The following is a 13993-nucleotide window of genomic DNA, read 5'->3' on the forward strand; positions in this document are numbered from 1 at the left end:
CGCGCTGCACGACCTCCAGGCGCCGCCGGGCCTGGAGGTCGTGCAGCGCGCGGAAATCGTAGCTCGCTAGGAGGGTGCGCAGGGCGCCGACATCGGCCAGCGATGAGAAGTTGCGCGCGAGATTGGAAATCAACCGCCACAGGAGGTTCTCGCCGATGGGCGGCGGCGTGTGCGGGCTCACCCCCGCCACGTTGGTGAACCGCACGGTGGCGGGGGTCTCCGAGGTCGGCTGGTCGATCATGCCGATGCCGAGGCGTTCGGCGAGGGCGCCGTCCGTGCAGGTCAGCGCCACCGAGACCACCTCGCCGGTGGTCGCCGCGTCGGGCATGTCCGGCGTCACGAAGGACAGGAAATGGTCGATGCCCCGCCCCACCGCGGCCGGGCGCAGGCGCTCCTTGACATAGGCCTTGCTGCCGACCGCACCCGGCAGGTCGTGCCGGAAGGACTCGAAGGGCTCGTAGTCGATCCGCCCCGCCTTGCCCTGGAAGTGGCCGACCACGCGGTCGATCGCGTAGATCGCCGCCTCCGGGTGGCTTCCGGTGACCACGCGGTATTCGCTGCGCGACCGGTCCACCCGCAGGGGCGGTGCGTCCTGGGGGAACAGGTTGATCACCGGCGTGCAGTTCAGCACCACATGGTCCCGGGTGATCCGCATCTGATCCGGGAGGGGCCGCGCGAACTCGAAGGTCAGCGTCACCTTCCGCCCCGCCAGCGTGGCGACGGGCTCCAGGCCGGTGACGTCGAGAAACAGGAACTTCTGGGGAAAGGCGAGGTATTCCTGGAGGTAGCGGAACCCCGCGAAGGCGTTGCGCGGATAGGGGATCACGGCCTCGTCGGCGCCGAACCCCACCGGCTGCACGGCGTCCGGCGGCAGCGACAGGCGGACGCCCGCCTCGTCCCGCACGGTGATCGCCCGCAGATGGCGCGAGAGCCACAGCAGCAGCGCCCGCCCGACGGAGGGCTCCCGGGCGGTGTTGAGGAAGAGGCGGAGGCGCCCGCCCTGAAGCGCGCGCAGGCCGCCCCGTCCCGTCGCCTGGAGGGTCAGCGACAGGCGCGCGGAGGCGTGCCCGCTCTCGCCCTCGACCTCCGTGATCGCCAGAGGCAGGACATCGACGGGATAGCAGGTGCGGAACCGGCAGGAGACGCCGTCGACCGGGCGGGACGCGAGGGCGATGCCCGCCGGGATCACGATGGCGCCCCGGTCGCCCTCGTTCACCTGCGTGAAGGCCACGACGCTCATGGGCGGGACCGGCCGCAGGTAATGCGGCCAGAGCAGCCGGATGAGCCCGTGGACGAGTTCAGGCATCTCGTCTTCGAGTTTCTGCCGCAGCTGCGCCACGGAGAAGGCGAAGCCTTCGAGGAGCCGCTCCACGTCCGGATCGGTCGCCTCCCGGGACAGGAAGCCCGCGAGACTGGGATTGGCCCGGGCGAACTCCTGGCCGAGTTCACGCAGGTAGGACAGCTCGTTCTCGTAGAGGGCGTTGAGCGACATGTACCTCTTACCTGAAGGCCCGTCGCGGCGGGGAAGGTCTTCCCGCGCCGTAGCCGGAGCCGCACACAGACACGTCACGCCAGGCGGATCTGACCGTCCTGATCGACCACCGCATCGAAGGAGAGGGTCTCGCGGCGGCCGTCATCGACCGGCACGGCCGAGATGGTGAAGGCCATCTCGCCGATGCGGCCCCCCTCCGCCGACGGCTTCACCCTCACATGGCGCAGCCGCGGCTCGAACCGTTCGAGTTGCGTGGCCACCGCCTTGGCGATGGAGGACACGATCTCCGACGCCTCGTCCGCGATGGAAGTGAGGTCCGGCAGGCCGAAATCCTGCCGGATCTGACAGCAACCCTGGCGGGCGTTGAGGATCTGGCGGACGTTGGCGAGGACACTGTCCGGCAATGGCGGCCCGACGGGGCCGGCGAGGCGCGGGCCGATCCCCTCCCGGGTCCGCTCCAACCGTTCGAACAGGCTCGCCATCGCGGTCATGCCTCGGGATCGGGCCGCCGCGCCGGTCGCGGCGGCCCCACCGGTGTCAGAGCTTGTCGAGCTTGCCGGTGAGGGAGAGCGTGAAGTCCGCGCCCATGTATTTGAAGTGCGGGATCACCGAGAGGGCCACCCGGTACCAGCCGGGCTCGCCCTCGACATCCTCCACGCGGATCTCGGCCTTGCGCAGGGGGCGCCGTGCCCGCACCTCCGGCGAGGGATTGTCCTGATCCACGACGTACTGGCCGATCCACTTGCCGAGTTCGTCCTGCAACTCGGCCCGGTTCTTCCAAGAGCCGATGTTCTCCCGCTGCAGTACCTTGATGTAGTGGGCCAAGCGGTTGATCATGAACATGTAGGACAGCTGGGTTCCGAGCTTGTAGTTCAGCTCCGCGCGCTTGCCCTCCTCGCTGTTTCCGTAGAATCGCGGCTTCTGCACCGAGTTGGCGGAGAAGAAGGCGGCGTTGTTGCTGCCCTTGCGCATGGTGAGGGCAATGAAACCCTGCTCCGCGAGTTCGTATTCCCGCCGGTCGGTGATCAGCACCTCCGTCGGCACCTTGGTCTGCAACTGGCCCATCGATTCGAAGTGATGGACCGGCAGGTTGTCCACCACGCCGCCCGATTGCGGGCCGATGATGTTCGGACACCAGCGATAGAGGGCGAAAGACTCGGTCAGGCGTGTGGCGAAGGCGAAGGCCGCGTTGCCCCAGAGGTAGCTGTTCGTCGCACCGCCGCTCTTCTCCTCGTAGTTGAAGGACTTCACCGGGACCGTCTCCGGCCCGTAGGGCAGTCGCAGCAGGAAGCGCGGCAGGGTCAGGCCGAAATAGCGGGCATCCTCGGTCTGCCGGAAGGCGTTCCAGCGGGCGTAGCGGGGTCCTTCGAAGATCGAGTCGAAATCCTTGAGGTTGGGGATCTCCTCGTAGCTTTCCACGCCGAACATCTCGGGCGCCGCAGCGGCCACCATGGGCGCGTGCGAGATGGCGCCGACGCTCGACATGAAGCGCATCAGCTTCACGTCCTGCGGTCCAGCTCCGAAGGTGTAGTTCGAGATCACCGCGCCGTAGGGCTTGCCGCCGAACTGGCCGAACTCCGCCGAGTAGATGTGCCGGTACAGTCCCGATTTCACGATCTCGGGGCTGTCCTCGAAGTCGGTGAGCAGATCCTCCTTCGAGCAGTTGAGGATCTCGAGGCGAACGTTCTGGCGGAAATCCGTCCGGTCCACCACGAACTTCAGGCCGCGCCACGCGGATTCGAGCTTCTGGAACTCCTCGTGGTGGAGGATCTCGTCGATCTGATGGGAGATCCGAGCGTCGATCCCGGCGATCATCTGGTCGATGATCGCGTTGTTGATCTGGTCGTTCTTCCGGCGCGGCTGCATCAGCTCGTAGACGAAGGCCGCCACGCCCTGGCGGGCGAGGTCGTATCCCTCGTCCGAGGGGCGGACCTTGGTCTCGACCAGGATCTGGTCGAGGAGCGGGAGGTCGTGCATCACGGTCGGGCGCGTCGGCGCGTCGGTGGCGACTTGCAGGGTCATCGGGTGTCCTCTCACTCGGCTCAGTGCGCGTCGTCGGATGGTGCGTCGTCGGCCTTCGGCCCGGCCACTTCGAGCAGCAGCCGTTCCCTCGTGTCGTCGCTCTCCAGGAGGTGCTGGATCGACTTGCGGAAGGTCGGGACGTTGCCGAGCGGCCCCCGGAGCGCGACCAGCGCCTCACGCAGCTTCAGCAGCGCGGCGAGTTCAGGCACCTGCCGGGCGATCGATTCCGGCTCGAAATCCCTCAGGCCGGAGAAGCTGAGATCCACCCGCATCTCCGATTCGGCCTGATCCTCCTCCAAGCGGTTCGGCACGTTGAGCGCGAGCTTGAGGTCGTGGCTCCGCAGCACCTCGTCGAAGTTGTCCTTGCTCACCTCCACTGGCAGGCGGTCGTCGACGGGGCGGTCGTCGGGCTGGCCGGTGAAGTCACCGAGCATCAGCAGCTTGAGGGGAAGCTCCACTTCCTCCTTCATGTTGCCGGTGCTGGGCTTGAACTTGATGTTGACGCGTTCTTTCGGCGCTACGGAAACATCTTGAGCCATCGTGGTCCCTTGATCCCGTGAGTCCAGGGTGGTCGCAGCGTGCCCCTCACCGGAACAGGCGCGCTGCGGTGGCGAAATCGAGCCTCACGAGCCGCTGGCGGGTCAGATCGAGGCCCAGACGGCGCCGATCCTCCGGCACGAGCTTGAAGGCGTCGGGATGGGTCAGCGCGCGGAAGCGCAGCTCGGCGACCTGGGCCGCGAGACCCGGCTCCCAGCTCTCCAGGCCGTGGGCCTCCAGCATCTGGTCCAGGTGGTCGAGCAGGGGGAGCGCGGCGGCGACGAGGCCGACATCGAGGCAGAACCGGGCCTGGGCGATCTGGCGCAGGAGCCGGTCGCGCCCGCTGCCGCTGTCCTCGGTCAGGGTCGCCATGCGGTCCACCGCTTCCCGGCCCTTGCCGGCGGCGAGGAGCTGGCGCACCTCCGTGAGGGCCCGGTCGAGCCCGTTCGCCGGGGCAGCGGTGCCCCCGCATTCCGACAGCCATGCCTGCGTCTCGGGCTCGGCCAGGGGCGTGCCGTCCGCGAAGGTGAAGGTGACGAGCGCGGGGAAGCGCCGCAGCAGGAGCGGCATGGCTCCGCACACGGCCGCGTGGGCGTCGGCGTGGTCGGGACCGGAGCGCAGGAGCAGTTCGGCGCTGATCCGGTGCCCCTCGAACCAGAAGGGCGCACTCCAGACGAGGTCGTTCAGGATGGCCAGGGCGGCCGCGTTGTCGCCGCGCTGGCAGAGGTCGCGCAGGGTGGCCGCTTCCTCCGCCGGCGGCATCGCACTGGTGCGGCCCCCCTCGTTGGGCGGCAGCTGGCGGATGCGTGACCACGAGGCCATCCGCGACAGCGTGTAGGCCCTGGCATCCGTCGTGTCGGCGGCCAGGAGGCCCGCCGAGAGCGTTCGCATCGTGTCCGGCAGGGCGTCGAGGGCCTTGAGGTCGAGGGCGGGCGGCGCCGGACGGGGCGGGGCCGACGGAGCCGGGGCCGGCACAGGGAGGCGGGCGCGGGCCGCCTCCTCCTCCTCGCGCTGCCGCTTTGCCTGCTCCCGCGCCCGGCGCACCGCGTCGCGCTTGGGCGCCAGCCCGCGGATCAGGTCGCGCAGCGATACAGGATCCTTCGGCAGCCGCTCGTTGATGGCGTGCTCGATCTCGCCGATGGCGGCGAATGCATAGAGGATTGCGCCCGCCTCTTCCTCCTCCGGCTCCGCTTGGCACAGGTGGGCCGCCCGGCCTGCGAGCCATTCCACCGCGCCGATCCGAGCCCGCTTCCGGGAGACCGGGGGCTGCATCGTCTCCCAATGGTGGGTGATCAGCCCGCGCAGGATCCCCAAGCCGACGGCGAGGCCACGATACCCCTCCGTCCGGAACAAGCCGTAGGCGAGCCAGCAGCCCACCCCGAGATCCTTGCCCCGCGCCTCTAGGATGGCGATGGCGAGCCGAACCACCTCCGGCCACTCGACGGAGGCCGGCCCGTCGGCTTCGAGCCGCCGGATCCACTGCTCCAGCGCCTCGTACTCGGCGCAATCCCGTGACGTGCCGCCACCGGAGACGGGGGCCGATTCACCGATGCCGATCCTTGGGTCTGAGAAGTCTGAGCGGGTCGTCGTCACCGGAGCCTGTCACCGCAACAATGCCGTGCCGTAAGGTGATCGCCGCACGTATCGGTCGAACGCGCGGCGTTTCGAAGACGATGGGAGTCGTCGATCGATGAAAGAGCTTCGATTCAAAATATATCTGAGTCAATACGCAACTTATAGATGCAACATGAGAATAACAAACTTGAGGTTTCCGAATTTGAGCTTTTAATTTTTCCGCCAGCACGCTATCGTCAGACAAGTTTTTCCCAGGAATCGGACGGCTGTGCAGCGGGATAGGTGCGCAGCGGTCCGGTCGCATAGTCGCGTGCGTGGCACTATCGGCCCTTACGGAGAGCGTCGCGGCTCCTGTTCGGCCACCGACCGGCGCGGCGGTCCGTTTTGCCTGCCGTTCTTCGTGGTATTTGACGAGGCGTATGCACTGGTGAGCACGCAGATCAGATATCGATACTACCAGATCGGCTGCTATAGCATCATGATCGTCTTTCTCGTCGCCGTTCTCTCGTTGTTGTTTCCCTCGCTGCTGGCCGCCCCGAAGGTCGAGATGCCGGCGCAGATCACGCTGTCCCTCGCATCCAAGCCGAGCCAGCTCGAACGCATCCGGGCGGCGCTGGCCGCCGAGATCGCCGCCGGGACCATGTCCGTCGAGCCCTACGGCAGCTGGATCGCCATCCGGATCAGCAACGGTTCGCTCTTCGCCTCGGGCGAGTCCCAGGTCATTCCCACCTCGATCAAGACCCTGCGCAAGGTCGCGGACGTGGTGGAGGCCGAGAAGGGTCCCCTCCGCATCGTCGGCTACACCGACGACGTGCCGATCCGGTCGGGCCGCCACTTCCGGGACAATCAGGCCCTGTCGGAGGCGCGGGCGGACGAGGTCGCCGCGGTCATCAGGCCTGCCCTCTCCGAGCGGGGCCGGATCACTGTTGCGGGGCGCGGCGCGGTCGAGCCGATCACCGAGAACGCGACGGTGCAGGGGCGTGCGCTGAACCGGCGGGTCGAGATCCTCGTCACGCGTCAGCCGTGAGGGCCGGACCGGTCACCCTGCCCTGCCCTGCCGCCTCCCCGTCACGGTCCACGGTGCCGAGGATTCGTCTCATCGCCGCCCCCGCCACCTCGGCCAGGATTTCCAGACGGCGGATCGTGGCGTCGTCCAGATCCATGTAGGCACACCAGTAGGCCCCGAGCGCGCCGAGCGGTTCGGGCAAACCGATGGGCGCCATGGCGAGGCTGCGCATCGAGGTGTTGGTGTAAGCCTCGCGCGGGACCCGGAGGTCGGCTTCGAGGTCGGGAATCACCGCGCTGGCGCGGTGCAGAATCGCCCACCCCGACACGCACTGGTCCAGGGGAAATCGCCGGCCCTTCCAGAGCGGCTCGATCGCGTCTTCGGCGACGTAATGGCAAAGGTCGCCCTCGCGCAGGATGACCGCGATTCCGTCCGAGCCCGCGACTTGCCGGGCCTCGGAGCGCAGCACCGCCACGATCTCATCCATGCCCTGCGCCGACGCGAGGCGCTTGGCCGCCCGCGTCAGGGGTGTCTGGCTCTCGAGGCCGATCGTTGCTTCTCCCGCCATCCCTTGTCCTGCGATGAACCACCGCCGCGTCTTTGGCTCGCGCCGTCTCGCGACGCCGCCCACCGTCCTCCCCCATCTTCTCCGTAACGCCCGAGCCGGCAATCCGGTTTACTGCTTGGCTTGGATCGGCGACGTTTCGTGGAATTCTCCGCTGCCGCGCGGTCGGTGCCAGGATCGGACCGCCCCCTCGGAACGTTGAAGGTGTCGTTTCAGCCTCCGTCCACAGGGGTTTCACCATGGGTCTTGCGGCGTTCGCGTTCTTCATCGTGCCTTACATGCTGCTGGCGGTGTGGCTCTTCCGCCTTCCGAGCGCCCTGCGCATGGGCGTGCCGCCGACGCCCTGGCGTCCGCTGACCCAGTTTCCCGATCCCGCCCGCGACCAGCAGGGGATGGAGAACCACGCCAATTCGGGAGACAACCACGGCGCGCACATGACGGGCGGCGACAAGCACGAACCGATGGTCGTGGCGTGAGGCGTCACGCGGTCCTCCGGCGGCGGCGTCGCCGCGGAGGGCCGCCTCCGGTGCCGGAATGCGTCGCGATGGCCCGGCCTCAATCGAGCGAATCGACCAGGGCGGGGCACAGGGCGCGGAACTGGGCCAGGATCTCCGGATAGCCGGAGGCATAGCTGCCATCGAGGGTGCCCTTCGCGCCCTCGATCCGATAGCGCGGCGCGCCCTCTTCCCGATCCGGGTTGCGGCCCTTGAAGGTCATCGCCTCGCCGTAGAGCGTCGTGAAGGCCCCGCTCCGGCAATTGCCACGCAACACCGTCTTCAGGCCCGGCTCGTTCAACGTGTCCCTCACGCAGCGCGCGGACCTGTCATTCGCGTAGTCGACGCAGAATCTCCGCGCCATCGCCGCCGTGTGGACGACATGGATGACGGCGCGGTCCGTGCCGATGCCGTTCATTTCGGTGACTGTCACCTCCATCGCGATTCGCGATCCGTAGGGAATCGTCTGGGCGGCCGAGGCGCTCCGCGGCGCCAGGACGGCGGCGAGCAGCGCGACTGCAGTGAAAGGTCTCCGCATCGGTTCACCCCAACTCGTCACCAATGGGTCGTCACCCTCTTATGCCGAAGACGGCCCCGGCCCCGGCGCCATCGCGCCGCCGGTCGTCGGCTGTCGCCGGACAATGCCTGGACCTCTCCCGAGGGAGTGAGGTTGGGCGACCACGTCACACCGCCTTCCCCACGAGGCTCCCGATGCCTGCCGTGACCGCCATCGCCAGGACGCCCCAGAAGGTCACCCGGGCGGTGGCCCGGGCGATGGGAGCGCCGCCCGCCTTGGCGCCGAGGGCGCCGAGCATCGCCAGGAACACCAGCGACGCCCCCGACACCGTGTAGACCGCGACGTTAGCCGGGGAGAGGGCGGCCACCGCGAGCGGCAGAGCCGCCCCGGCGGAGAAGGTCGCCGCCGAGGTCAGCGCCGCTTGGACCGGCCGCGCCGCCGTGACCTCGGAGATTCCGAGTTCGTCCCTGGCATGGGCGCCCAGGGCGTCCTTGGCCATCAGCTGCTCGGCGACCTGCAGGGCGAGTCCATGATCGAGACCGCGCTCCACGTAGATCCGGGCCAGTTCCTCCCGTTCTGCGGCGGGGTCGTCGGCCAGTTCGCGCCGCTCGCGGGCGAGGTCTGCCTGCTCCGTGTCGGCCTGGGAGCTCACGGAGACGTATTCTCCCGCCGCCATCGACATGGCGCCCGCCACGAGGCCCGCGCTTCCCGCGACGAGGATCTCGCCGGGTTGCGCGGCGGAGGCCGCCACGCCCACGATCAGGCTTGCGGTGGAGACGAGGCCGTCGTTGGCGCCGAGCACGGCGGCGCGCAGCCAGCCGATGCGGTCGATGAGGTGTCGCTCGCGATGGACGGGGCGCATGGGCGTCAGGCTCTCCAAGGCAACATGCGCCGCAGGACGGCATCGTGCCAGAGGTAGTGGTGCACGAGGGCGGCGACGGCATGGAACAGGGCGACGGCCATCAGCAGATTGGCGGCCAGCCCGTGCCAGTGCGTCAGGGGCCGCCGCCACGCGGGGTCGCCGATCTGCGGCAGGCTGATCGGGCCGAGGGAGACGCCCCGGACGAAGGCGTTGGCGATGCCCAGGCCGACAATGATCAGCAACAGGACGTACAACGCGGCGTGGGTCACCTTCGCCACGCGATGGAGGGGGCCGGGGTCTTGCACCGGCAGGTTACGCCCTCCGGCCCGCCGCCATGCGAGGAAGGCCAGGATCAGGCCGGTGAGGATGAACCCGACGTCGAAATGGGCCGACCAGACGCCCGAGCGCAAGGTGCCCTTGGGAACGAGGTCTTCGAGGAAGGTGCCGACGAGCCAGAGGCCGAGCACGAGCGCTGCGATCAGCCAGTGCAGCGCGATCGTTCCGGTATCGTATCCCTCGGCGGCAGCCGCCGACGCGCTTGCCTTCGTCATCCTGGGCCTCCGGCCGAGCAGTCGATATCGCGGGATGACAGTGACGCTCGGCGGCAGCCCGAATCGCCCCCGTTGCCGCCTGCGCCAGCATCCGAAGGCCGGGGCATAGTTTAGAACCTATCTAATGTAAATCCGGAGGGTGGCAGAACAGCGGACTTGGCGTGCGGTAATGGATAGGGTACCCCCCTATCCATTACTGTGGCGGAGAAGGCCGGGATGGCCCACACGATCAAGGACAAGACCAAGCTCCTGGCGCGGGTCCGCCGGATCAAGGGGCAGGCGGAAGCGGTGGAACGGGCCCTCGAGGCCGAACTCGGCTGCGCCGACGTCCTGATGCTGGTCGCCTCGATGCGCGGGGCCATCAACGGGCTGACCGCCGAGCTGATGGAAGACCACATCCGCCACCACGTCGTGAACCCGGATGCGGAGCCGGACGCCGAGCGTGCCCGGGGCGCGGCCGAGCTGATCGAAGTGGTGCGGACGTACCTCAAGTGATGGGAACCATGACCTCCTTGCCTGACCTCCTCCAGCAGGGGGCCACCCATGCGTGGCTGTTCGCGCCGAGCGCGATCCTGCTCGGCGCCCTTCATGGACTGGAGCCTGGCCATTCGAAGACGATGATGGCCGCCTTCATCGTCGCGGTGCGCGGGACGGTCACGCAGGCGATCCTCCTCGGGCTGGCCGCCACGCTCTCCCATACGGCGGTGGTCTGGGTGATCGCCCTGGGTGGGCAGTATCTCGGGCAGGAATGGGGAGGCGCGGCGAGCGAGCCGTATCTCCAACTCGCCTCGGCGGTGCTGATCGTCGGTATCGCGCTCTGGATGGCGTGGCGCACCTGGCGGGAGCAGCACCATCATCACCATCACCATCATGGTGGGGCGACGCCCGTCGCCACCGTGAACGGGCCGCTGACGCTGGAGGTGTTCGAGGACGGCGTGCCGCCGCGGTGGCGGGTTCACGCCGGACCGGGCTCGTTGCCGGCGGCCGACGACCTCCGCATCGAAACGGTGCGCCCCGACGGCACCCGGCAGACGTTCTCCTTCACGGAGGGTGACGAGTTCCTGGAGAGCCTGGAGACGATCCCCGAGCCGCATGCCTTCACGGCCCGGCTGACGCTGAAGGGGTCGGCGGGAGACGAGATCCACGAAGTCGCCTTCGCGGAGCACGATCACGGACACATGGACCTCGGCGACGGGGACGATGCCCATGCCCGCGCCCATGCCGAGGACATCCGCCGTCGCTTCGCGGGCCGGCCCGTGACGACCGGGCAGATCGTGCTGTTCGGCCTGACGGGCGGACTGATCCCATGCCCGGCGGCCATCACGGTGCTGCTGCTGTGCATCCAGCTGAAACAGTTCAGCCTCGGCTTCGCGCTCGTAATCTGCTTCAGCATCGGACTGGCGCTGACGATGGTGTCGGCGGGCGTCCTGGCGGCGCTCAGCATCGAGCACGTGGCATCGCGCTGGTCCGGGTTCGGCGCCTTCGCCCGGCGCGCGCCCTACGCCTCGGCCGCCCTCATCGTCCTCGTCGGCCTCTACACGGGCTGGCTGGGCTGGGAGGGGCTTCGGCACGGCCACGGTGAAGCAATCCGGGGATCGGCGGACGGATCAATCCGTCCCGCCGCCCCCATCGCCTTATCCCGCTCGCAATGACGACCAGGGCTTCATCGACGGGTCTGGCTCAACCCGGTCGGCTTTGGCTCTAGATCTTCCCGTCGAGGCCCATCTGGTAATACTTGTGGACGATGGTGTCCTGGTTCTCCAGCAGCCAGTCGATCGACGGCTCGTGAGTCATGGCCTTGCGGATCGCCTCGGTCATGCCCCTGCGCTGGATCTCGAACAGGGCCTTGTGGTCCACGGTCTGCGCCTCGATGACGCCGGGGCTCAGCCAGACCGAGCAGATGATGCCGAGATCGTTGGCCTTCTCCTTGGGGATGTAGCCCGCGCGCACCGCGTCGAGCACGCCGTTGGCGATCGCGAACTGCACCGTGCCCATCAGGATCGAGGTGTATTTGCTCTCCGTGACGCTGACCTTCGAGACGCAGAGCGTCACAGGGCGGACCATGATGTCGGTGTTCAGCAGGGCGAAGACGCGGCTGTGGCCGACGACTTGGTCGCCGGTGAGGGTGGCGAGCGCCGTGCCGACCGGCCCATCGAGCTCGCCGATGATGACCTCGGGCTCGGACGCCGTGTTGGGCGGGCCGCCCGCCACCAGGGCTTCGCCGGCACGGAGGATGATGCGTTCGCTCATGCTGTCTCTCGGTCAAGGGTGGGAACGCCCCGCCCGGGCGCGCCTCATCGTCGGAAGCGGTCGCCGGTGGTCGCGATGAAGCGGACCTTCATCGAGTCGCCGCCCTGGGCGAGCCCGTTCGCGAACCGGCCCGCACCTACATAGGGGGCCTTCCGGCCGACGACACCTTGCGTGGAGGATACGAGGCTCGGACCCGTCGGGCCGCACCACAGGACAGACTGCGCCTGCCCGGAGGCCGTCCACGGCCTCAGACACGCAAAAGGCGCCGCATGGGCGCCCTTGGACCGAATGAAGTATCTCGGAGGATGTTTGGTGGGCGCACTAGGGTTCGAACCTAGGACCCGCTGATTAAGAGGCTACGGAAAACGTAGTACTTACAAGGGCTATTTCGACACTTTCCCTCTTCGTTCCGCCATTGAGGAACAAGAGGAATTTGGCTTTGTCGAAACGGATTTTACTGCGCCCTGGAGGGCGTACCAACGAAAACGCCGTCGCGGGGGTCACGACCCGCAACGGCGCTAAAAAGATCGGCTCCGGCAAAAGAACCGCGATGAGAGATAGGGCCAATCGGCCCACTCTGGCAAGCGCTTTGACGGCGGTTCTGGATCGTCAGGGCATGGTGGTTTGCGTGCTCGCCGGCCGCGCCGAGGCCCGCGCCTTCCTTCGTGGAGGCTGCGCATGACCTCACCTCTCGCAAGCCTCATCTTTTCCGAGATCGCAGAGCGGGCGGCTTTGGCTGCTCGCTACGCTGAAGCCGCCGCCGCCCTCGCCGCAGCGGGCGACGGACCCGCGACGGCTCATTCTATCGCTTCCGCTGGACGGGCGATCCATTCGGCCTTCGAGGCGATGGCGATGCTCCGGTCCAAATCCGGCGAGGTGTCGCGATGATGGACAAGTACACCATCGCCCGGATCCTCGGAGGCAAGGTCAGCGGCGGGAACATCAATTGCCCTGGTGAAGGGCACAGCGATGAAGATGGCTCAATCTCAATTCGGATTGAGCCATCGGCGCCAGGCGGCCTCTTGGTTTTCGACCACGCTGGCGGCAATCACCTAGCCGCCAAAGACTTCGTCCTCTGGCGGCTCGGGCGAGATCGGCCCGGCGGGGGTGCGCAAGTTGCGCACCCTTTCGAGCCCACGGCCGAGCGTGACCATGTCCGGCATGATCCGATCTTGGATCGTACTGCGCTCGCCCTGCGGATCTGGCGTGAGGCGCAACCGGCGGCGGGTTCGCCCGTCGAGACGTACCTCTGGCGTCGCGGGCTCGGCCTTCCCGCCGATCCGCACGAGGTAATCCGGTTCGCCCCGGCTTGCCCCTTCGCGGGGACTCGCACCCCCGCCATGATCGCGTTGGTGCGGAACGTCGTGACGGACGAACCGCAGGCGATCCACCGGACGGCGCTCACCCTAGATGGTCGAAAGGCCATCGTGAACGGGCGCGACCGCCTCGCCCTGGGTGGGTTGCGCGGCGGCGCCGTCAAGCTCACCGCCGACGCCGAGGTGACGTACTGCCTGGGGATCGGAGAGGGGATCGAGAGCACCCTGTCCCTTCGGAGCTTCCCCGAGTTTGGGGACACCCCCGCCTGGGCGGTGTTGAACGCCGCTGGCGTCGCCGGCTTCATGCCGCTGCCGGGCATCGAGTCGCTTTGGATCGCTGTAGATCACGACCCCGCAGGGGAAATGGCATCCGCTACCTGCTCCGGCCGGTGGCGTTTCGCAGGCAAGGAGGTGTTCCGGGTCAAGGCCAAGGCCCCCGGTGCCGATCTCAACGACATCGTGGAGGCGCGCCGTGACTGAGTACACGATTGAACACGGCTTTCCGGCTGATGATGCCGTCGGCTATGACGCCTTTGCCGAGACCCGCAACCATCGTCGCGGTTCCGGTAAAAGCAGTCCGCCGCCCGTCGAGGTAGTGATCGGCAACGCCGCTGACCTGCGCCGCATGTCTTTCCCCCCGATCCGATATGTCGTGCCGGGCTACATCGCCGAGGGCTGCACGCTTCTCGCCGGGCGGCCAAAGCTCGGCAAATCGTGGCTCGTGCTGGAAAGCGGGCTGGCGGTGGCGCGCGGGGGCGACTGCCTCGGCGGCATCCAATGCGAACAGGGCGACGTGCTGTACCTCG

16 protein-coding genes are annotated in these 13993 nt (G+C 68.0%); 6 read left to right on the forward strand and 10 right to left on the reverse strand.

Going from position 1 to position 13993, the window contains the following annotated elements; all coding sequences use genetic code 11:
• The 5 genes from tssF to tssA form a co-directional block, all read right to left on the reverse strand.
• Nucleotides 1–1492: type VI secretion system baseplate subunit TssF (gene tssF / locus MFF06_RS19700; protein WP_238207178.1), on the reverse strand; the 1492-nt coding region annotated here is incomplete at its 3' end.
• 74 nt (nt 1493–1566) lie between these two features.
• Entirely contained in the window at nt 1567–1983 is a 417-nt protein-coding gene (gene tssE / locus MFF06_RS19705) for a type VI secretion system baseplate subunit TssE (RefSeq protein WP_238207180.1), read from the reverse strand.
• 46 nt (nt 1984–2029) lie between these two features.
• Entirely contained in the window at nt 2030–3514 is a 1485-nt protein-coding gene (gene tssC / locus MFF06_RS19710) for a type VI secretion system contractile sheath large subunit (RefSeq protein ID WP_238207182.1), read from the reverse strand.
• Between the two features lie 20 nt (nt 3515–3534).
• Nucleotides 3535–4053 (reverse strand): type VI secretion system contractile sheath small subunit, encoded by a 519-nt coding sequence (gene tssB / locus MFF06_RS19715; protein WP_238207185.1) that lies wholly within the window; start codon nt 4051–4053, stop codon nt 3535–3537.
• A gap of 46 nt (nt 4054–4099) precedes the next feature.
• On the reverse strand, nt 4100–5644 hold the full coding sequence (gene tssA / locus MFF06_RS19720; protein ID WP_238207187.1) for a type VI secretion system protein TssA: 1545 nt from the start codon (nt 5642–5644) through the stop codon (nt 4100–4102).
• A gap of 409 nt (nt 5645–6053) precedes the next feature.
• Between tssA and MFF06_RS19725 the strand changes: the two genes are divergently transcribed.
• Complete coding sequence (locus tag MFF06_RS19725) at nt 6054–6653, forward strand: OmpA family protein (protein ID WP_238207195.1); 600 nt, start codon at nt 6054–6056, stop codon at nt 6651–6653.
• Here MFF06_RS19725 and MFF06_RS19730 read toward each other — a convergent pair.
• Nucleotides 6637–7200 carry a GAF domain-containing protein gene (locus tag MFF06_RS19730; protein WP_238207198.1) on the reverse strand — a complete coding sequence of 188 codons (564 nt, stop codon included), beginning with the start codon at nt 7198–7200 and terminating at the stop codon, nt 6637–6639. The genes MFF06_RS19725 and MFF06_RS19730 overlap by 17 nt on opposite strands.
• Nucleotides 7201–7436: 236 nt before the next feature.
• Here MFF06_RS19730 and MFF06_RS19735 point away from each other — a divergent pair, with 236 nt between their 5' ends.
• Nucleotides 7437–7673, forward strand: coding sequence for a hypothetical protein (locus MFF06_RS19735; protein ID WP_238207200.1), 237 nt, complete (start codon nt 7437–7439; stop codon nt 7671–7673).
• Between the two features lie 79 nt (nt 7674–7752).
• Here the strand turns inward: MFF06_RS19735 and MFF06_RS19740 are convergent, their stop codons facing one another.
• The 3 genes from MFF06_RS19740 to MFF06_RS19750 all read right to left on the reverse strand — a co-directional run bounded on the left by MFF06_RS19740 (nt 7753) and on the right by MFF06_RS19750 (nt 9621).
• Nucleotides 7753–8229, reverse strand: a complete 477-nt coding sequence (locus tag MFF06_RS19740) for a hypothetical protein (RefSeq protein ID WP_238207202.1) — start codon at nt 8227–8229, stop codon at nt 7753–7755.
• Nucleotides 8230–8374: 145 nt separating this feature from the next.
• Nucleotides 8375–9070: a VIT1/CCC1 transporter family protein gene (locus MFF06_RS19745; RefSeq protein ID WP_238207204.1), complete on the reverse strand. Its 696-nt coding sequence runs from the start codon at nt 9068–9070 to the stop codon at nt 8375–8377.
• 5 nt (nt 9071–9075) lie between these two features.
• Nucleotides 9076–9621, reverse strand: a complete 546-nt coding sequence (locus MFF06_RS19750) for a cytochrome b (protein WP_238207206.1) — start codon at nt 9619–9621, stop codon at nt 9076–9078.
• Between the two features lie 216 nt (nt 9622–9837).
• Between MFF06_RS19750 and MFF06_RS19755 the strand changes: the two genes are divergently transcribed.
• Nucleotides 9838–10116, forward strand: coding sequence for a metal/formaldehyde-sensitive transcriptional repressor (locus tag MFF06_RS19755; RefSeq protein ID WP_238207208.1), 279 nt, complete (start codon nt 9838–9840; stop codon nt 10114–10116).
• Nucleotides 10117–10124: 8 nt separating this feature from the next.
• Nucleotides 10125–11273: a nickel/cobalt efflux transporter gene (locus MFF06_RS19760; protein ID WP_238207210.1), complete on the forward strand. Its 1149-nt coding sequence runs from the start codon at nt 10125–10127 to the stop codon at nt 11271–11273.
• A 49-nt stretch (nt 11274–11322) separates the two neighbouring features.
• On the opposite strand, the gene MFF06_RS19765 is transcribed toward MFF06_RS19760, so the two are convergent.
• Nucleotides 11323–11871: a formaldehyde-activating enzyme gene (locus MFF06_RS19765; protein ID WP_238207212.1), complete on the reverse strand. Its 549-nt coding sequence runs from the start codon at nt 11869–11871 to the stop codon at nt 11323–11325.
• An 887-nt stretch (nt 11872–12758) separates the two neighbouring features.
• Here MFF06_RS19765 and MFF06_RS19770 point away from each other — a divergent pair.
• Together MFF06_RS19770 and MFF06_RS19775 are read left to right on the forward strand one after the other, a co-directional pair.
• Entirely contained in the window at nt 12759–13667 is a 909-nt protein-coding gene (locus MFF06_RS19770; protein ID WP_238207214.1) for a DUF7146 domain-containing protein, read from the forward strand.
• Nucleotides 13660–13993: AAA family ATPase (locus tag MFF06_RS19775; protein ID WP_238207216.1), on the forward strand; the 334-nt coding region annotated here is incomplete at its 3' end. The genes MFF06_RS19770 and MFF06_RS19775, both read left to right, overlap by 8 nt.

Source organism: Methylobacterium aerolatum (assembly GCF_022179085.1).
GTDB classification, from domain to species: Bacteria; Pseudomonadota; Alphaproteobacteria; order Rhizobiales; family Beijerinckiaceae; genus Methylobacterium; species Methylobacterium aerolatum.